The organism is Campylobacter sp. RM9334 (assembly GCF_020138145.1).
In the GTDB taxonomy this organism is placed as follows: domain Bacteria; phylum Campylobacterota; class Campylobacteria; order Campylobacterales; family Campylobacteraceae; genus Campylobacter_E.
The window spans coordinates 18217-38369 of the sequence record NZ_JACGAX010000013.1; the positions used below are offsets into that span (position 1 = coordinate 18217).

At 27.2% G+C, this 20153-nt stretch carries 21 protein-coding genes; 12 read left to right on the top strand and 9 right to left on the bottom strand.

Annotated features, from left to right (window positions below):
* Position 1 precedes the first annotated feature (1 nt).
* Together AVBRAN9334_RS06445 and AVBRAN9334_RS06450 are read left to right on the top strand one after the other, a co-directional pair.
* A complete protein-coding gene (locus AVBRAN9334_RS06445; RefSeq protein ID WP_214117884.1) occupies positions 2 to 1366 on the top strand; it encodes a uracil-xanthine permease family protein in 1365 nt (454 codons plus the stop codon).
* Complete coding sequence (locus AVBRAN9334_RS06450) at positions 1363 to 2121, top strand: 5'-methylthioadenosine/S-adenosylhomocysteine nucleosidase (RefSeq protein WP_336607306.1); 759 nt, start codon at positions 1363 to 1365, stop codon at positions 2119 to 2121. The genes AVBRAN9334_RS06445 and AVBRAN9334_RS06450 overlap by 4 nt, the downstream gene beginning before the upstream one ends.
* A gap of 42 nt (positions 2122 to 2163) precedes the next feature.
* On the opposite strand, the gene AVBRAN9334_RS06455 is transcribed toward AVBRAN9334_RS06450, so the two are convergent.
* Entirely contained in the window at positions 2164 to 3807 is a 1644-nt protein-coding gene (locus AVBRAN9334_RS06455) for a methyl-accepting chemotaxis protein (protein WP_336607307.1), read from the bottom strand.
* Positions 3808 to 4010: 203 nt separating this feature from the next.
* On the opposite strand from AVBRAN9334_RS06455, the gene AVBRAN9334_RS06460 reads away from it, so the two are divergent.
* A complete protein-coding gene (locus tag AVBRAN9334_RS06460) occupies positions 4011 to 4877 on the top strand; it encodes a hypothetical protein (protein ID WP_336607308.1) in 867 nt (288 codons plus the stop codon).
* A gap of 79 nt (positions 4878 to 4956) precedes the next feature.
* Here AVBRAN9334_RS06460 and AVBRAN9334_RS06465 read toward each other — a convergent pair whose 3' ends face one another.
* Complete coding sequence (locus AVBRAN9334_RS06465; protein WP_214117880.1) at positions 4957 to 5946, bottom strand: GMP reductase; 990 nt, start codon at positions 5944 to 5946, stop codon at positions 4957 to 4959.
* Between the two features lie 172 nt (positions 5947 to 6118).
* Complete coding sequence (locus AVBRAN9334_RS06470) at positions 6119 to 6475, bottom strand: RidA family protein (protein ID WP_336607309.1); 357 nt, start codon at positions 6473 to 6475, stop codon at positions 6119 to 6121.
* Positions 6476 to 6630: 155 nt separating this feature from the next.
* Between AVBRAN9334_RS06470 and AVBRAN9334_RS06475 the strand changes: the two genes are divergently transcribed.
* The 4 genes from AVBRAN9334_RS06475 to AVBRAN9334_RS06490 all read left to right on the top strand — a co-directional run bounded on the left by AVBRAN9334_RS06475 (position 6631) and on the right by AVBRAN9334_RS06490 (position 10702).
* On the top strand, positions 6631 to 7833 hold the full coding sequence (locus tag AVBRAN9334_RS06475) for a MalY/PatB family protein (protein WP_336607310.1): 1203 nt from the start codon (positions 6631 to 6633) through the stop codon (positions 7831 to 7833).
* Positions 7834 to 7838: 5 nt separating this feature from the next.
* A complete protein-coding gene (locus tag AVBRAN9334_RS06480) occupies positions 7839 to 9032 on the top strand; it encodes a dicarboxylate/amino acid:cation symporter (RefSeq protein WP_336607311.1) in 1194 nt (397 codons plus the stop codon).
* A gap of 69 nt (positions 9033 to 9101) precedes the next feature.
* A complete protein-coding gene (locus tag AVBRAN9334_RS06485; RefSeq protein ID WP_214117868.1) occupies positions 9102 to 9728 on the top strand; it encodes a helix-turn-helix transcriptional regulator in 627 nt (208 codons plus the stop codon).
* Between the two features lie 83 nt (positions 9729 to 9811).
* The gene (locus AVBRAN9334_RS06490; protein ID WP_214117867.1) at positions 9812 to 10702 is read left to right on the top strand and encodes a radical SAM protein; all 891 of its coding nucleotides are present in this window, start codon (positions 9812 to 9814) and stop codon (positions 10700 to 10702) included.
* A gap of 31 nt (positions 10703 to 10733) precedes the next feature.
* Here the strand turns inward: AVBRAN9334_RS06490 and AVBRAN9334_RS06495 are convergent, their stop codons facing one another.
* The 6 genes from AVBRAN9334_RS06495 to AVBRAN9334_RS06520 form a co-directional block, all read right to left on the bottom strand.
* A complete protein-coding gene (locus AVBRAN9334_RS06495) occupies positions 10734 to 11396 on the bottom strand; it encodes a hypothetical protein (RefSeq protein WP_336607312.1) in 663 nt (220 codons plus the stop codon).
* Positions 11397 to 11408: 12 nt separating this feature from the next.
* Positions 11409 to 11987 (bottom strand): hypothetical protein, encoded by a 579-nt coding sequence (locus tag AVBRAN9334_RS06500; protein WP_336607313.1) that lies wholly within the window; start codon positions 11985 to 11987, stop codon positions 11409 to 11411.
* 202 nt (positions 11988 to 12189) lie between these two features.
* Positions 12190 to 13200, bottom strand: a complete 1011-nt coding sequence (locus AVBRAN9334_RS06505) for a hypothetical protein (RefSeq protein WP_336607314.1) — start codon at positions 13198 to 13200, stop codon at positions 12190 to 12192.
* A gap of 197 nt (positions 13201 to 13397) precedes the next feature.
* Entirely contained in the window at positions 13398 to 14468 is a 1071-nt protein-coding gene (locus AVBRAN9334_RS06510; protein WP_336607315.1) for a c-type cytochrome, read from the bottom strand.
* On the bottom strand, positions 14468 to 15688 hold the full coding sequence (locus tag AVBRAN9334_RS06515) for a cytochrome b (protein ID WP_214142682.1): 1221 nt from the start codon (positions 15686 to 15688) through the stop codon (positions 14468 to 14470). Before AVBRAN9334_RS06515 ends, AVBRAN9334_RS06510 begins: the two co-directional genes overlap by 1 nt.
* A gap of 2 nt (positions 15689 to 15690) precedes the next feature.
* Complete coding sequence (locus tag AVBRAN9334_RS06520; RefSeq protein ID WP_214117862.1) at positions 15691 to 16191, bottom strand: Rieske 2Fe-2S domain-containing protein; 501 nt, start codon at positions 16189 to 16191, stop codon at positions 15691 to 15693.
* Between the two features lie 138 nt (positions 16192 to 16329).
* Here AVBRAN9334_RS06520 and AVBRAN9334_RS06525 point away from each other — a divergent pair, with 138 nt between their 5' ends.
* The 5 genes from AVBRAN9334_RS06525 to nadE are packed head-to-tail and all read left to right on the top strand — an operon-like array spanning position 16330 to position 20153.
* The gene (locus AVBRAN9334_RS06525; RefSeq protein ID WP_214117861.1) at positions 16330 to 16800 is read left to right on the top strand and encodes a flagellar basal body rod protein FlgB; all 471 of its coding nucleotides are present in this window, start codon (positions 16330 to 16332) and stop codon (positions 16798 to 16800) included.
* 10 nt (positions 16801 to 16810) lie between these two features.
* On the top strand, positions 16811 to 17302 hold the full coding sequence (flgC, locus tag AVBRAN9334_RS06530) for a flagellar basal body rod protein FlgC (protein WP_214117860.1): 492 nt from the start codon (positions 16811 to 16813) through the stop codon (positions 17300 to 17302).
* Positions 17303 to 17313: 11 nt separating this feature from the next.
* Positions 17314 to 17613: a flagellar hook-basal body complex protein FliE gene (gene fliE, locus AVBRAN9334_RS06535; RefSeq protein WP_214117859.1), complete on the top strand. Its 300-nt coding sequence runs from the start codon at positions 17314 to 17316 to the stop codon at positions 17611 to 17613.
* A gap of 3 nt (positions 17614 to 17616) precedes the next feature.
* Entirely contained in the window at positions 17617 to 19407 is a 1791-nt protein-coding gene (locus AVBRAN9334_RS06540) for a penicillin-binding transpeptidase domain-containing protein (protein WP_214150324.1), read from the top strand.
* A gap of 38 nt (positions 19408 to 19445) precedes the next feature.
* On the top strand, positions 19446 to 20153 hold the full coding sequence (nadE, locus tag AVBRAN9334_RS06545; RefSeq protein WP_214117857.1) for an NAD(+) synthase: 708 nt from the start codon (positions 19446 to 19448) through the stop codon (positions 20151 to 20153).

Genomic DNA, 20153 nt, shown 5'->3' on the forward strand with positions numbered 1-20153 from the left:
AATGAAAGATGAATTAATATATAAATTAGAAGATAGGCCTCCGTTTGTGCGTGCTGTTTTAGCTGCACTTGTTCATTTATTAGCTATGTTTGTAGCAGTAATAACTCCTTCATTATTAATAGGAAAAGAATTAGGACTTAGCCCTGAAAATGCTACTAGGATTATTTCTATGTCATTATTTGCTAGTGGGGTAGCTGGATTTATTCAAATGATGACTTTAAAGGTCGGAAAATTTCAAATTGGTTCAGGATTATTAAGTGTTCAAGGAACAAGCTTTAATTTCGTTTCAGCAATCATTACAGGTGGTTTAGTATTAAGAAATCAAAACCTAAGTGATGCAGAGATTTTAGCAGCAATTTTTGGAACTCTTATGTTATGTAGTATCACTGAAATGCTAGTATCTATCAGTTTAAAATATGTAAAAAGAATTATTTCAAATCTAGTTTGTGGCATTGTTGTAATGATAATAGGTCTTACTTTAATTAGTGCAGGGCTTATTAGTGCAGGCGGTGGATTTGCTAGTATGAGCAAGGATATTCCTGCGAATTTACAATTTGCAAGTTTAGAAAACTTAGCTTTAAGTGGGGTAGTATTATTATCAATTGTAGTATTTAACTCTTTTAAAAAGCCTATTTTTAGAGTTGGAGCTTTATTTTTCTCAATTATTATTGGTTTAATACTTGCTACATTTTTAGGTAGATTTGATTTAAGTAATGTGCATTCAGCTAATTTATTTATAGTTCCTGAACCATTGTTTTATGGTCTTAGCATAGAAACTAGCCTAATTTTGCCATTTGCGATAATATTTTTAGTTACTTCACTAGAAACCATTGGCGATATTAGTGCTACAAGTGAGCTAAGTCATCAGCCAATGAAAGGCGAAATATATGAAAGAAGATTAAGGGGTGGGGTATTTGCTAATGGGTTTAACTCTTTAGTATCAGCATTTTTTAATACCTTTCCAAATTCTTGTTTTGGTCAAAACAACGCAGTAATTGCACTAAGCGGGGTTGCAAGTCGTTATGTTGGATATATTGTTTGTATTATGCTTATGATTTGCGGGATTTTTCCTATTGTTGCAGAGTTTGCTTTAAGAATACCTGAACCTGTAATTGGCGGTGCTATTTTAGTAATGTTTGGAACAATTGCTGCAACTGGAATTAAAATAATTTCAAGAGAAGAATTAAATAAGCGTTCTGTTATGATACTTTCAATTTCACTTGCTCTAGGTTTAGGAGTAAGCACTCAACCACTTATTTTAGAGCATTTACCTGATGTGTTTAAAAATCTATTTGGCTCAGCAGTTGCGACTGCAGGATTTAGTGCTATATTGCTTGAGATTTTATTACCTAAGGATAATAAATGAGAAAACTACTAATATTATTAATTCCTAGCTTTATTTTTGCTAGGATTTTAATTCAAGGTGCAATGCCTATTGAGATTGATACTTTAGTAAATGCTATGAGTGATAAAAAGGTAGTTAAAATAGGTAGCTATATATTTTATGAAGGCAAAATTAAAGGAAAAGATATTGTAGTATCAAGGACTTTAATAGGTCTTGTAAATGCTTCAGCAGCCACAACTTTAGGCATAACTTATTTTAAGCCTGATATTATTATAAATCAAGGCACAGCAGGTGCTATTGTAGAAGGTCTTAAATTAGGAGATATAGTTGTAGGAGATAGAATTTATAATGCAAATTCTTACAAAACTCCTAAGAGTTTATATACTATCAACCCTTTAGCAAAAGAGCCAATGATAGCTCCACTAACTTTGCTAGATACAAATAATGAAGATTTAAAAAATGAGTATTTTACAAGTGATGAAACTTTAGTAAATAAATTTATAAGCCTAGCTCCTAAAGGGGTTTTAAAGGTAAATATAGCTAGTGCTGATGCGTTTAATAAAGAAATCTTAATGCTTCATCTTTGGAATAAAACCTATAATGCAAGCGTTGAAGAGATGGAAAGTGTAGCTGCTGCTCAAGTTGCTAAAGCTTTTAATGTGCCGTTTTTAGCTATTAGAATTGTATCTGATAATTTGATTGAAGATATTGATTATACTCCTAGTATTGCTATTAAATTACAAGAATTATTAATAAAGATTATTGATAAGTTTTGATATTTAATTTTTATCCTAGCAAAAACTAGGATAAAAATCTTTTTATATTTTAAAATATTTTATATGTTGTGTTAAGGTATTTGCAATTTCTTTTAAGCTATTTGCTGCGTGTGTGTTTTCTTGCATAGATTTATTGGTATTTTCAGAGCTTTTTGTGATACTTATCATATCGTTATTTAGGCTTTGAAGTTTTTCTACTTGTGCGTTAGCAGCATTACTTACTTCATTAGCTTTTAATAATGAATCATTTGCTTGATGGCTGATTTGCTCTAAAATCAAATTAGCTTCATTAGCTAGTCTCATTCCGCTTTCTACTTGTGGAACTGCTGTTTGAATAGCATCAACCGTTGCTTGAGTTTCGCTTTGTATTATTGAAATCATATTTGATATTTCATTTGTTGCTGTGTCAGTTTTTTCTGCTAATTTTCTAATCTCATCAGCTACAACTGCAAATCCACGCCCATGCTCTCCTGCACGAGCTGCTTCAATTGCAGCATTTAATGCAAGAAGATTTGTTTGCTCTGTGATTTCTTTAATTAATTCTGCACTATTGCTAATTTCGGTTGAGTGTTTATCTAGCATTTTGATTTGCTCTGAAGAATAATGCACGGTTTCTGTGATTTTTTCTATTTCTTTAATTGTAGTTCTCATAGAATTAATTCCATTATTTGATAATTCAACCGTTTTTTGAGAATTTTCTTTAGTTTGATTTGCTATATTTAATACATCTTGCATAGCTATTCTAGCATTGTTTATATTTTCTAAAGATTCTCTTGATTTGTTTTGTTGTTCGTTTGATAATTTGCTAGCATTATTTGAAGCATTTGTTACTTCTTTTGCACTATTTTCTAATTCTTTTGAAGAATGAATTACTTCTCCTACAATATCTTTTAATTTATTTTCCATTTCTTTTAAAGCATATAGCATACTATCTTTATACTTAGTATCAATTTTAGTATCTAAATTCCCGTGTGATATGCTAATTACTGCTTTAACTGCGTCTTTTACTTCTCCACCAAGTGAGCTAATAATCAATCTTGTTATATAAAGTGCTAAGAAAATCGCTACTAAAAATGCAACTATGCTAATTGCTATACTACTACTTAAAAAGCTGCTAATTGTCCCTCTTGCTTGTTTTGTTAATGCTTGATTTTTTGCTTCTTGATAATCAATAAATTCATTAATAACATTTAGCCAAGTAACAAAACTATCTCTTGCTTGAGATAATAATATTTCGTGAGCTTTGTTTGTATCATTATTGTTTTTATATTGAATTATTTCTTTTATTAAAGGAAGAGTTTTTGCTTCTACGCCTTTAATTTTTTCTAAAATCAATCTATCTTTATCATCTACCAAATTAGCATTTGCGAATATTTTTGCCATATTATTAGCTGCTATATTGTAATTGTTTTCTAATTTATCAATTAAAGATATAGCATTATTTATCTCGTTTTTATCACTTAATAAAACAACATCTCTAATAGCTATTGCTCTATCATGCACACTACCTCTAAAATCAACTGCATACCTTTGTTTTACAGCATTTACATCGCTAATTTCGTTTAAATCATTATTTACGCTATTAATTTTAATATATCCGCTAAAAAATATGATTAAAATAAATGCAAGAATACTAGCAAAACCAATGAATAATTGAGCTTTTAAAGAAAGATTTTTCCCTAACATTTTATTTCCTTTTAAATTAAATTTATTTTATTATAATAAAAATTATTAATTAGCAAAATAAAAATTAGAAAAATTATAATGATAATTTAATATATGAATTAATTAAGTTTTATTTAAGCATATAAACTAGAAATTTTAGTTGAAATTCAATCTTGTGATGATTTTATATTTTAAAATTAAAAGAATTTAAATTAGGAATTAATATGAAAGCTAGTGTTATAACAGCACTTAATATGGATTTAAAATCAAAAATCAGTTCAACAACTCATATTTTATCAAGTATAAATATCGTAATTTTGTGTCTTTTGTCTTTTTTCGTTTTAAAATGCACTGGGGTTTTTGTCCGTTTTATCTTAGCTAAATACACTATTTTTACATTTAATAATGACCCGTTTTTTAATCTTGCTAGTGATGTTTATTCTTGTTTGTATTTATATTTATCCTTTGTGATTAATTTATTTTTAACAATAACTAATATTCAGAGATTAAATGCGGTTATTGCTAATAAATATTTAAGGTTTTTTGTGATTTTTGGATTTATTATTTTTAATATTTGTAGTTTTATTTTATTCTTTATTTTAACTTTTGTTTTAAACATAATTTTTATGCTAATTTTATCGTGCTTTAAAGATAAAAACATAAGCGAAATACAAGCTTCAAGCTCATTTGCAAATGCATTTATGCTTAATTTTGATACTAAAATCAAGCCTAGATTTTTCATATTTTTTAATTTTTTTGCAATCTTGCTAATTTTGATAACATTGATTGAGAAGAAATATGGTTTTGCTATTTTCATATTAGCTTCACATTTATTCGTAGTTTTTACTCCGTTTTTGTATTGTGAGATTTTTTATATTTTTAATGATTTTTCTAAGCTAAATAAGAGATTTTTTAGATTTGTTTTTGTTATTTCAATTCTTTCTTATTATATTAGTTTTATTACCCTTGATAGGATTGGATTGTTTTATGATATTGTTAATGCAATAGCTGTTTTTAGCTTTTTGTTTTTATATTTTATAGCTTGTATTTATGTGATTATTGCTCTTTATTGTAAGAAATATAACTACTAGCTTAGAATTTAAATTAAAAAAATTATTTAATAGAGTATGGATTTTCCTAATTTATAGCTAAATTAGGAAAATTTATTAATTAGATAGTATCTCCGTTAAAGATTGAGTTTTTAACCACTACATAATCAACTTTTCTAATATCACGAAGTTCTTTTCCACCTGCATAAGAAATTGAGCTTTGCAAATCTTCTCTCATTTCATTTAAGGTATCAAAAATATTTCCCCTAAATGGAACATACATTTTTTTACCTTCTACATTTTTACGCTCACCTTTTTGAAATTCACTTGCCGAGCCATAATATTCTTTCATTTTTTTGCCATCAATTTCTATGGTTTTTCCAGGACTTTGCTCGTGTCCGCTAAATAATGAGCCTATCATTACAAAAGTAGCTCCAAAACGAATTGATTTTGCTATATCTCCGTGATTTCTAATACCACCATCAGCAATTATTGGCTTTTTAGCACTTTTAGCACACCAGCGAAGTGCTGCAAGCTGCCAACCGCCAGTCCCAAAACCGGTTTTAAGCTTAGTAATACACACCTTACCAGGTCCAATACCAACCTTAGTTGCATCAGCTCCAGCATTTTCTAAATCCCTAACAGCTTCAGGAGTTCCGACATTTCCTGCTATTACAAAGCTAGTTTTTAATGTGCTTTTAATGTATTTAATCATTTTAATTACATTGTCGCTATGTCCGTGAGCAATATCAATTGTAATATATTCAGGATATAGCTCATTTGCTTTTAATTCATCAATAAATTCGTATTCTTTTTGAGTAATGCCAACAGAAATTGACGCAAAAAGCCCTAATTCTTGCATTTTTTTTACAAAGTCTAATCTTTTTTCAGGCTCAAATCTATGCATAATGTAAAAATAATCACTTCTAGCAAATGAAATCGCTAATTCTTCATCAATGATTGTTTGCATATTTGCAGGAACTACAGGTAGTTTAAAAGTTCTATTACCAAGCCTTACGCTAGTATCGCATTCGCTTCTTGAATTGATTATACATTTTGCAGGGATTAATTGCACGTCTTCATAATCAAATACTAATAAATTATTTAACATCTCATCTCCTTAAATTAAAGAACTGATTTTATCTTATAAACAATTAATAAAATTAGCCATTTTATGTAAAAATAATTTTAATAATTTTAATTAAGATTTATTTAAAAATAAGTTTAATATTTTGTGTATTGAAAAATAAATTATTAATTTTTAATCCGGAATTTCACCGGAATTATTTTTTAGCTATCGCTTCTATTTCTATTCTTGATGCTTTTGGTAATGCTGCTACTGCAAATGCACTTCTAGCAGGGAAAGGCTCTTTAAAAAACTCAGCATAAGCTTCATTAACTGCTGCAAAATCATTTATATCAGCTAATAAAACCGTTGTTTTTATAACATTATTCATATCTAAACCTTGCTCGTTTAAGATAGCTTTTATATTTCTTAAACTTTGTCTTGTAAGCTCTTTAATATCGCCTTTTACAAACTCTCCTGTACTAGGGTCAATTGGTAGCTGACCACTAACAAATACTAAATCATCTGATTTACCACACACACTATAAGGTCCAATAGCCTTTGGATAATTCATTTTTTCTCCTTTTTTGAAAAATTTTGCAAAAATATTAGCAAAAAAATATTAAAAATTATTAAAACTATAAAAAATAGTTATAATTAAGGATTTTTTAATAATTTTTTTGCAAAAATTATAAAAATTAATAAAAAAATCTTAAAAAAGGAGAAAAAATGAGAAAATTTTTAGATGAGAATTTAATCTCTAGAAAAAATACAGATTGTTTAAAATGGGATAAATTGCAAGAACGTTTCGGTGATTCTGATTTACTTGCAATGTGGGTTGCTGATATGGAATTTTCTGCTCCAAAAGCAGTTTTAGATGGACTTTCAGCAAGAATACAACATGGGGCTTTTGGTTATGCTTACACTACAAATGAATATTATGATGAGTTTATTCTTTGGATGAAAGATATTCATAATGTAGAATTAAAAAGGGATTGGATTAGATTTAATTTTGGTGTAGTAAATAGTATATATCAATTAGTGAATTTATTTACAAAAGAAAATGATAGTATTTTAATAATGGCTCCTGTATATTATCCATTTTGGAATAGTATAAGAGATAATAATAGAAAAATAGTTGCAAACGAGCTTGTTTATAATAATAAAACAGGTGAATTTAGTATTGATTTTAATTTGCTTGAAGAAGATATTAAAAACAATAATGTAAAAATGGTTATTTTTTGCTCTCCTCATAATCCTGCAGGTAGAATTTGGAGTAAAGAAGAATTAAAAAAATGTTTTGATTTATTTAAAAAATATAATGTTTTAATTATAAGTGATGAAATTCATCAAGATTTACAAATTAGTGATAAGAAATTTATCTCTGCATTAGCACTAGATAACGCTAAAGATTATTTTGATAGCTTAATAGTTTTAAATGCTGCATCAAAAACATTTAATCTAGCTTGTTTGCTAAACTCTCACATAATAATTCCTGATGAAAAATTAAGAAAAAGCTACGATAATTTTGCTAAAAAATACAATCAAATTGAAACAAATATATTAGGTTTATTGGCTACTCAATTAGCTTATAAACATGGTAGAGAATGGAGAAAAGGACTTTTAAATGTTTTAAAACATAATTATAATTATTTAAAGGAAGAATTAAGTAAAAATGATAAAACTAAAAATATTATAATAACTCCTTTAGAGGGTACTTATTTGACTCTACTTAATTTAAATCCTGTAGTAAACAAGGAAAGAACAAAAGAATTTATTCAAGATGATTGTAAAATTGCTATTGATTTTGGTGAATGGTTTGGTGCAAACTATAAAGGCTTTGTAAGAATCAATTTAGCAACTGATCCTAAATACATAAAAGAATGTGTAAATAGAATGATTGATAATTTAAGTAAGAAAGATTATAGGTGATTGTTATGGAAATTTTAAAAAATTATAAATCGTCTTTTATTTTATTAGGGGCTATTTTATTAGGTTCTTTAATAGGTAATGCTATGGGAGAAGGAGCTAAAATTTTTGAGCCTATCGCTAATTTATTTTTAAATCTTCTTTATTGTTTAGTAGTTCCTATGATTTTTATATCATTAGTTAGTTCAATAACTAATGCTCAAAGTAATTCAAAGTTAGGAAAAATAATATTTGTTATGATGGTTATTTTTGCTTTAAGTGAAATTATAGCTGCATTATTTATGTTATTTTTTACTCAATTTTATGAAGTTGCTAATACATATAATTTTGGTACTGCTAGTGAATTTAGCAAAGGCAATAGTGATTTCTTATCAATGTTTAGTGTTGGTAATTTTTATGAATTATTTTCAAGGTCAAATCTTACAGCACTAATTGTATTTAGTTTAATTTTTGGCGTTGCATTATTAAAATTAAAAGATACTTCAGATATTGTAATTAATTTCTTTGCACAGTTAAATGAAGTTATTGTAAAGATGGTTTCTTTTGTAATGTTTTTTGCACCACTTGGATTGGGTTGTTTTTTTGCAGTTCTGATTGGAACTAGCAAAGGTATGGTAACTGCAGATTTATCAAAAGCAATATTTGTATATTTTATAGCTGCGATTATTTATTATTTTATTTCTAATTTCATTCTTGCATATTTAGCAGGAGGATTTAGTGGGACTAAAAAATATTTTAAATATATAATTACTCCAACATTGGTTTCTCTTGGAACATGCTCAAGTGCAGCTACTATTCCTTCAAATTTAATTGCAGGAAAAAATATAGGAATTAGCGATGAAGTTAAAAATTTAGTTGTTCCTTTTGGTTGTAATTTACATAAAAGTGGAGCAGTATTAATTACTATATTGAAAATTACTTTTATGTGTTCTGTATTCGGTGTAGATTTATTTACTTTTGATAATTTAATTACGGCAATCTTTGTTTCTGTATTAGCTTCAAGTGTTATGGGTGCAATACCTGCAGGTGGATATGTTGGAGAGATATTTATAATTAGTGCATTTGGATTTCCACCAGAAGCAATACCGGTTATGGTTTTAATAGGAACTATAACAGATGCACCAGCAACTGCTATAAATGCTACAAATGATGTAAGTGCAGCTATGCTGGTAGATAAAATAGTTAATAAAACTAAATTTTAATAAGCCCTAAAATAGGGCTTATAATTACTTTACGCAACTATAATTTACAAAACATTTACCGAGGGCTTTATGAATCAACAAACAAGAACAGAATATATAAAATTAGTGCATTTTTTAGCACAAGCTTTAGGCAAGGATTATGAAATAGTTTTGCACGATATAAATGATGATGGAATGAGTATTGCAGAAATTGCTAATAATCACATAAGCGGAAGAAGTATTAATTCTCCTATTACAGGATTTGCACTTGAGCTTGTTAATAAAAAGATTTATGAAGAAAGAGATTTTTTAAGCAATTATAAAGCAAGTGCAGGTGGAAAAAATATAAGAGGTAGCACATTTTTTATCAAAGAAGGCAATAAATTAAGTGGAATGTTATGTATAAACTACGATAAAAGTAGAATGGAAAATATAGCAGCACAATTATTAGGTAGTGATATACCTGTAGAAGAAGCTGCTTATGAAGAAGTTTTGAGCCTTGATTTAAATGAGCTAATTCAAGAATTAACAGGGCTTAGCGTAAATGAGCTAAAAAATACTAATCTAAAACCAAAACAAAGGCAAATAATAGTAGATAAAATTTATGAAAAAGGTATTTTTAATATAAAAGGTTCAATTACAGAAATAGCTAATCTTTTAAATCTTTCAGAATCAAGCATATATCGTTGTATAAACAAATCTAAACAAAAATTTTAATCAAGCATAAACGCTTGATTAAGTTAAATTCCATTAGTATTTAGTGCTAAAATCTCAATAGTAATTAATATAAAGGTATTTTTATGAAAGTAATTTTTGGCCCAGTTAATTCAAGAAGATTTAAAAAATCTTTAGGTATAGATTTAAGCCCTAATGAGAAATGTTGTAATTTTGATTGTTTATATTGTGAACTTGGAAAAGCTAAATTAAAATATGAAAATAAATCAAATTTAAGTGTTGAATATATAATAAATGAGCTAAAAGAAGCTTTGAAAATACATAAAGATTGCGATTATATAAGTATTAGTGCAAATGGCGAACCTACTTTATATCCATATTTAGATGAATTGATTATAAAAATAAATGAAGTTAAAAAGAATGCAAAATCATTAATTTTGAGTAATGCAAGCACAATTTTTGATAAAAATATTCAAAAGGCATTATTAAATCTTGATAGCGTTAAACTAAGCATTGATAGTGTAAATCCTAAGGTATTTCGCAAAATTGATAGGACAAATATAGATATAAATAAAATAGTTCAAGGTATAAAAGAATTTAGTCAAATTTATAAAGGTGAGTTGATTTTAGAATGCTTGGTTTTAGATGGTATTAATGATGATGAAAAGGATTTTATTGCTTTAAATGATATTTTAAAGGATATTAAAGCAGCTAGACTTGATTTAGGAACTATTGATAGACCGAGTGATTATAATGTAAAGGCTGCAAGTTTTGAGAAATTAAGTAAATTGGCTAGTTTAATAACTAATATAAAAGTTAATATTATGAGTAGAAATACTAATATAAATAAATATGATGATTTGCTTAAAACTATTAGTTTAAGACCATTAAGCTCACAAGAAATTGATGAAAAAGATATAAAAATGTTAGATGAATTAGTAGATAAAAATATAATAAAATGTGTGAAAATAAATGATATTAATTTTTATAAATTAAACAAATCAAATTCTAATTAATATAAAAGCTATTGTGATTAATTTGCTTATTTTAAGTGTATTTATAAACTAAGTGCGTATGAAAGAAAAAGGGCTTGATTTTAACATCAAGCTTTGTTATATCAATATTAAAATTATTTAAAAAATATTCATACAAAAGCGAATAATTATATTTATTCATATAAATACAAATAATATTCTCATTATCTTCTATTAGTAAAGTATCATAAAATCTTTGATAATTTAAAGTAAAAATTTTATAAATATTTTTAAAAAATACTAAAAGTATAAAATTACAAACACTTATAAAAATATAAAATATACTTAAAAAATTATTTAATTTATATAATTGTTGTTTGCTTTGAATATTAAGACAGGTTTTATAGATTTTAGCATTTTTTAAATATATTGTTTTTTCTTCTTCATTAAGCTCATCTCTTTGCCTACAACTATGATTAACAAAATGAATAAAATCCTTATGAAAATATATAATATTAGGTTTTTTAAACTTATAATGCAAATATCTCTCATCAAAATATGCAGCAATAATAAATAAATTAATACTAGAAACCTTCATAGAAAAATTACCAATATACATAAAAACACAAAAGCAAATAAACAAAGCACTACAATGAACCAAGCTAGTAATATAAGCGTTTTTATCTTTTAAAGAAAATAAAGGCGTAAAATTACTAGAAGTTAAATATTCGCTCAAATTTTCTCCTTATTAATGTTTGCTTCTATCAACTTTAATTGCGATTTTTGTAAAATCACCCCTTATATTATCATCATCTATTAGATTTGTAATGACTGCTTTATATGTTTTATTTTCAGGTATAAAATAAAATCCAAGATATCTTATTGCTACATGAACCTTTTCATTTTTAATATTTATACTTATTCTACCACTTACTCTTGTATTTTCATTTGGTGTAGCGACTTTATCAAATACTAATATCTCATCACCATCTTTAGTAAGCTCATATATTTTAATATCGAGAGCAAGTGGATAATAAGGGTCTCGTATATTATCTTCTATTTTTTTATCATATAAATGAACTGAATAAAAATCCTTACCTATTTTACCATAGCAAAAATACATAGGATAAAAAGCATAAAACCCTAAATGCTCTCCTATATCTTTTCTTTGTGGCTTAAAGATTATTTCAATTTTAGATCCTTTTTTGCTTAAATCAAATAAAGTATATATAGGAGTTTTTGATATTTTATCTTTATGAAATATATCAAATAATCCAGCATTTAATAATGAAACTAACATAAGTGATAATCCAAGTTTCTTAAACATTTAAACTCCATTGTTTTTTCATATCATAGCATTATTTAAGAATATTTCTTGGTTTGCAAGTGTGTTTAAAAGTTAAAATATGATTTTTAAATTCTTAGAATTTAAAATGGATAATTAAATATTTTTTATTGTTTAACATTTGCCTTTATTAGGAGTTTTATAAGTTGAATATTTGTAAAATTTTAATACAGATTATTTTAACTCATTTTTTCTCCTTTTTTAAATTTGTTTCACAATGTAAAGATTCTAATTCAGTAAATGTATAAGGGTATGCCCTTGTGTAAAGATAATATGCGTTAGATACAATATTTGCAATACTATGTATATAAATTTCATATGTTGGATATGTATTATAATAGTAAATCTTATAAACCAAAAAATAATCTCTTTCTTTGTAATTTATCGTAAAAATTCTTTGTGTAAGCTCATGAAAATCTGTTGATATTTTTATTCTATTAGATTTTTTTATGACATCTAACAGATTTTTATTTTTAATAGGATGATTGCAAAAATCTTTTTCTATAAACAATATATTTCCAAATTCTCCTGATAAGGCTAAATAATTTTTATCATCTAAAACTACATCGCCAATAGTTATATTTTTGTGTTTTTTTATGTATTTTTTACCCTTAATTTTACTTGCAAAATAGAGCTCTCCATTTTTATCAACTTCATAAAAAGAATAACTCACATCATTATCAACACCATAGATATTATCACGCCCTATATCTTTATAAACTTTTCTATCAAGCCCTAAATCCCAGCAGTATTTAAGAGTATCTTTTACTTCTTGGCTTGTGTAAGGCTTAGCATCTATAATTTTTGGCTTAATTTTTATATATTTGTATCTAAAAAAATCTTGCCAAAAATTATTTATTGATATCTCTTCACAATCTACTGTGCATTTACGCTTATAACAATCAGTTGAGTTTTCTTGAATTATTTTTATATGTTCTATTAATTCTTTAGGATAGGTTTTTGAGTTTTCAAGACTAGTGCTAAGCTCTTTTATTCTAGTTTTATAAGAATTTATAATGCAATTATTATCATCTTTACAATTACTAATGTTTTTTAAAAATTCATCTTGGTCTTGCTTTATCTCTTTTGTAATATAAGGAAAGCTTTTATAAATACTATCTAGCTCTATTTTTAACTTATTTATTTTATATGAATAAATATTTGTAATTAGTAAAATCATTAATATTTTAAACATAACTCTCCTTTATTTTTCATATCATAGCATTATTTAAGAATATTTCTTGGTTTGCAAGTGTGTTTAAAAGTTAAAATATGATTTTTAAATTCTTAGAATTTAAAATGGATAATTAAATATTTTTAATACTTTTAATGCGTTTTTATGAATATGAGTAGTTATAGTGAAATTAAGCTAGGAAAACCTAGCTTAATTTTTTAATGTAGTTCTTTCCAGATTGCGTTTTTCCAAGCATAAGCTAATATTGCTAATAATGCAAAATAAGCCATTATTTTGTATCCTAAATCTTCGCGTTCAGCTTTTTTACTATCTCCAACGCTAGTTAAATAAGCAACAACATCATTTTGAGCTTGTTCGTTAAGTCCAACTCTAGGCATTGCAGTTCCTGGAAGTTGTTTTTGAGTATCGTTTATAAATTTATGTAAATACTCATCTCCTTTAGCACGAATTATTATTGATAAATCAGGTGGCGTTGAACCCATATAATCTTTTAAATCTCCGCCATTTACTTTAGCAATAAAACCATCATATTTAACATCATGACATCTTCCGCAAGCTTCTTCAAAGATAACTTTTTTGTTCTCAAAATTAATTTTTGCAACTTTTTCGTTATCGCTTAATTTACTTGCATTTATTTCATTAGCAATTTTTGCTTTTTTTGCTTCAAGAGCAGCTTTTCCGATACTATTTAAATATCCTACTATATTAGCAACTGATTGAGCATTTTCATCACTTATACTGCCATCATCTTCTAAAAACGCTGTCATCATAGGATGTGGATTTTCATCATTATATTTTTTGTTATTTTTCATAGCAAGTGCAGGATTAAGAGAAATTGCCATTAAGAATTTACTATCATAAATAGCTCCTGCTGTGCTTAAATCAGGATAAATAATACCTTGAGCGCTAATTCCATCATCAGCAGCTACTAATTCATCAAATTCAACTCTATGACAGCTAGCACAATTAGCTTCAAAATCAGCCTTTCCAGCTTCAACATCAGTTTTTAAACTAGCTATTTTATTAACATTAGCCCAAAGTTTTTTAGTATCTTCTAATTTTTTTGTAGCAAAATCAATATCATCTTTTTTACCACTTTCATTAGCTTTTTTTAATTCAACTTCAGCTTGAGCTATATCGCCTGCTTTAAAATCAAAATTAACTTCGCTAGTATGTTCGTGCATTTGTGAATGAGCGTAAGGCTCAACTCCCCAATAAACAATACCTGTGAATACAACTAATATTGCAAATATTTTTAACTCTTTCATTACTTAGCCTTTCTTTCCATAAGAGTAATTACTGGTAAAACTACTATTAATAATGCTAAAAATGTAACAGAAGCAATAGTTGCTATTGTATTATTAATTCCAACAGGAGGTAATTTACCATAAATAGTAAGAACAATCATATCAATTACTAATAGCCAAAACCATACAAAAAATGCTCCACGCTTATGTGCAGGTGCTACTACATTTGAGCGGTCTAGGAATGGTAATACAAAGAAAATTACTTGAGCTATACCAAAGCAAGCAAGACCAACTTCATAAGAAAATCCTCTTAAGATTTCATAACTCCATAAGAAATACCATTCAGGATAAATATGTGGTGGAGTTTTAAGTGCATTTGCTGGTTCAAAGTTAATTGGATCCATAGCAAAATCATAGTGAAAGCATACTAGATAAAAATAGAAAATCATAAATAAGCAAACATAAAAAATATCTTTACATAAGAAATCAGGCCAAAACGATATAACTTTAGCTTCTTTTTTCTTGCCAGCTAAATATTTTTCAGCTTCTAAATCAAAATCAATTTCTTCAGCAATTTCGTTATTTACATGTGGAAATCTTAAAGCATAAAAGTGAATTGCAACAAATGCAATAACAACTATTGGTAATAAGCAAACATGTAGCATAAAAAATCTATTTAATGTAGCATCTCCAACAGCGTAATCACCTCTAATCCATTCAACTAATTCAGGTCCTATGAAAGGAATACCACCAAAAAGATTAGTAATAACCATAGCAGCCCAATAGCTCATTTGTCCCCAAGGTAGCATATAACCACTAAATGCTTCAGCAGAGAATAATACGAATAATACCATACCGCTTATCCAAATGATTTCACGACCTTTTTTATAAGAGCCATAATAAATACCTGTTAATAAGTGTATATACATTACTAAAAATACTACCGACGCAGCAACCCCGTGCATATGTCTCCATAGCCAACCATATTCAACTTCTTGCATAATAGTTTTATTTACACTATCAAAAGCAAGTGCAACATCAGGTTTATAATACATTACAAGTAAAAGTCCTGTAATAAATAGTATTGCAAACATAGTAAGTAAAATTACCCCCATTGCCCATAAAAAGTTAATTTTCTTAGGAATCCAGTATTGTGTCATCATAACTTGCATAAATTTTTTGATAGCAAGTCTTTGATCTAGCCAATCAACAATTCCATTTGATTTTTCAAAATGTGCCATGATTAAGCCTTTCCTACATTTTTCATAATTTCTTCATACTCTTTGCCAACTTCTCCTAAAACTAATTTAGTTCCATCAATTGAAAAAGGTGGAATTTCAAGTGGTTTAGGAGGTGGTCCTGACATATTTTTTCCGCTTACATTAAATTTTCCACCATGACAGGCACAAACAAATTCTTTATCAGCTGAATGATATGCTGGAATACAACCTAAATGAGTGCATAGTCCAATTACTACCGTATATCTTGCATCTCCTGCTATTATATCTGTATTGCTTTGTTCCATATCACTTGATTTTTTTAGAATGAATATTGGTTTTTTTCTCCATTCAACAGTTCTTAGCTCTCCATCAGCTAAAGGCGATAAATCAACGGTTGTAAAACCTGCTGCTTTTACACTAGGAAGTGGATCCCAAGTTTTTTTCATACCCACTAGTGTAAAAACACCACCAACAGCCGCAGCAGCGCCTAATGTAAAGCCCATAAAGCTTCTTCTACTAGCCATACTTATCCTTTCATAAAATTTGAAAATAAATAGCTAGTTTAGTGAAAATTGGGTAAATATTACAAGAGTATATTATTATTAATAGTTTTGGAATATTATTTGCTACGGGATTTTTGCATTTTAATTTAAGGAGAGAAAATGGAATTTTATAAATCTAAACCATTGATTGTAAGTGCCTTAGCCGGTAGAGATTTAAGAAATAAATTAATTAGCTCAAACATAGCTAATATTGATACTCCTTTTTATAAATCAAGAGATATTGATTTTGAAACAGCCTTAAATGAAAATGCAAATAAACTTTACAAAACTACACAAAATGCACAAATTGCAGCTACAAATTTTATGCATTTTGGAAAAGGTATGAGTAATAAACTAGCAGTTACTAATGAAAGGCATTTACAACCATTAGAATTTGAAAATAGCGAAAATGGAACTATTTTTGCTAGAGATGGACATTTGCAAAGAAATGATGCAAATACCGTTGATTTAGATGTAGAAACAAGTGAATTAAGCAAAAACGCAATTATGATTAGTGCGCTTGATTCTGTGCTAAAAAAACAAAGTGAAGTTGTAAGAACTATAATTGAGAGTAGTTCTAAATTAAGTTAAGGGATAATTTATGGCATTTTTAAGCGATTTTGATATTAGTGGATATGGACTAAGCGCTCAAAGATTTAGAATGAATTTAATTAGCTCAAATATAGCTAATGCAAATACTACTAGAACAAATGAAGGTGGTCCTTATAGAAGGCAAGATGTAGTATTTAAAGCCGTTAATTTTGATGATGTTTTAAATGAAGAAATTAATTCTAAAAATAGTTTTTTTGAGTATGAAAATCCTTTAAATGACCCTGTAAATTTTCCTGAAGCAAAGCCTGCTGTTATGGGTGTAGTAGTAGATAAAGTAGTAAGAGATGATAAGGATTTTATATTAAAATACGAGCCAAATCATCCCGATGCAAATGCTAAAGGATATGTAGCATATCCTAATATAAATCCTGTTGTAGAAATGAGTAATTTAATTGAGGCAACAAGGGCTTATCAAGCAAATGTGGCAGCATTTACAAGTGCTAAAACAATAGCTCAAAGTGCTATTGATTTATTAAGATAGGAATTTAAAATATGAATAATATTAAAATCAATCCAAGTTTGATTCAAAGTATTGAAAATACCAAATCAAATTCTAATAAAGTTGATAATGGTTTTTCATTTGCAGATGCTTTAAAACAAGAATTAGAAGAGCTAAATAAAGAACAAATTGTATCAGATAAAGCTATGGCTGATGTAGCTACTGGAAATGTGAAAGATTTACATCAAGCAGCTATTGCTATTAACAAGGCTGAAACAAGTATGAAATTTATGTTAGAAGTTAGAAATAAAGCTATTAACGCATACAAAGAGATAAGTAGAACTCAAATATAAAAAATGCAAACACCTTACGAGCCTAGTAAAAAGACTTTTATAGTATTGTTTTTTTTGTTGCTCGCTTCTTTTTTTATTATTTTTTCTTTTGTTAGAAGCAAAACTAATGAAAGGAATGTAGGTAGTATTGAAAGAGGTGAGCGAGTAGGTGCTTTAAATGGAGATATTATTAGTGCTGATGGATATACATTAGTAACTAGTAGAAGAATTTATAGAGCTGAAATTGATATTAGAAGTATTAATTTAGATAAATTAGATTATTTTTTAAAATTATTTCAGATTTATGCCTTTATTGATGATAAAGAAATGAAAGATATTAAAGCAAGATTATTAAAAGCTTTAAAGCAAAAAAAGGTTTATAATTTTGTTTTATCAAAAGATATTGATTCAAAAGCCGCAAGTTATTTACAAGAATTATCTAAAAAACTTTATGTTTCAGGATTTTTTAAATCCTTTAAAAATGCAAATGGAAAAGTAAGTACAAGAAGACTTGAGATAATTGAACATAAAGAAGAAAGAGTTTTTTCTAAAGGAGATATTTTAACCCCAATTCTTGGTTATTCTCAACTAAGTTTAGAAGATGGAATATATTCAAATATTCCAAAAAAGGGTTTGGAAAAATATTATGAGCAGTATTTAAGTCCTAAAAGTGATTATAAAATAACAGGTAGTAAGGATATTGGTGGAAATATAATCATAAATTCTGATAGTTTTTTAAGTGATAGAATTAATGGTAGTAATGTATATTTAAATGTAAATTTAAAGCTTCAAAAAGGGTTAGAAAATATAGCAAGTGTTGCTAGAAAAAATTTTGGTGCTAAGCAAGTAATAATAGGCATTTTAGATAGCAAAGACGCAAGTGTAATTGCACTAGCAACTAGCAAAAGGTATGACCCATATCATAGAAAAAGTGATTTATCGTATTTAAATACCGACGCTGTAGAATTTGAATACGAACCAGGCTCGGTAATTAAACCAATTGCTTTTGCTAATTTATTAAAACTAAATCGTATAACCCCTTTTGAATGGGTAAAGACTTATGGCGGAAGAATGAAGCTTGATAAGTTTTACATAACAGATACACATCCTATGGATAGTATGATTGCTGAAGATATTATAGTTCATTCATCAAATATAGGAATGGTTCAAATTTCTAATAAAGAAAATGTAAAAGAATTAATTAATGGTTATTTGGAATTTAATTTAGGAAATTTAACTGGTATTGACTTGCCTTATGAAAAAGCAGGTTTTATAAAAGATGCTAAAAAAACTTATGAAGTAGAAAAAAATACTATGGCTTATGGATATGGTTTTAGAACCACCTTTATACAACTTTTAGCAGCTTATAATGTATTTAACAATCGTGGAATTTGGATTAGTCCTAAAATTGCTAAATATTATAATGAAGATAAGGAATTAAAAGAAATATATACTAAAACAGAAAAAGAAGTCTTGCCACTTGAAATTGCAAAGCAGATGAATAGGATATTAATAAAAACTGCAAATCAAAAATCTTTAGCAAAATATTGGCCTTTAGGAATTAGCGTAGGTGGTAAAACAGGAACAGCAAGAATTAGCGTTAGTGGAAAATATGAAAGAGAATATAATGCAAATTTCTTCGGTTTTGCAAATGATGAAAACAATAGATACACAATTGGTGTTTTAGTAATGAGTCCTGATAAAGATAAAGAAGGATATTATGCAGCCCAAACAGCTTTACCTGTTGCAGCACTTGCTATTAATCAATTAATAGAAGATGGTTTTTTAAAGCCAAGTTATAATAGAATTGATTAATATTTATTTTATAAAATGCCCCTAAAAACGGATAAATAATGCAAAATATTAAAAATCAAATGATTTCATTTGCTAATGAAATATTAAAAAATTTTAATGGTGCTGTTTTAGGGCTTAGTGGTGGGCTTGATAGTGCTATTGTATTAAGAATATTAAGCGAGTGCGAAAAAAAGCCACATTGTCTTATAATGCCTACTAATATTTCAAATAAAACAAATCTTGATGACGCTATTAATTTAGCAAATAAATATGCTTTAAAATATGAAATTATAAATATTCAAAACATTTTAGATGAATTTATTAAAGCAAGTGGTTCTAATGATAAGGTATTAATAGGAAATTTTGCAGCTAGGATTAGAATGACTTTATTATATGATTATTCAGCTAAGCATAATTTATTAGTAGCAGGGACAAGCAATAAGAGTGAATTAATGTTAGGATATGGCACTATTTGGGGAGATTTAGCCTGTGCTTTTAATATTTTAGGTGATTTTTACAAGAGTGAATTATTTGAGTTTGCTAAATTTTTAGAACTACCTAATAATATAATTAGTAAAAAACCAAGCGCAGACCTTTATGAAGGTCAAGATGATGAGAGCGATATTGGTTTTACTTATACAGAAATTGATAAGTTTTTAAAAAATTATGAAAAAAATATAATTGATAATAATTATATAAAACTATTAGATAGAATAAATAAAAATAAGTTCAAAAGAGAAAATATAAAAATATTTAAAAGGTCATAA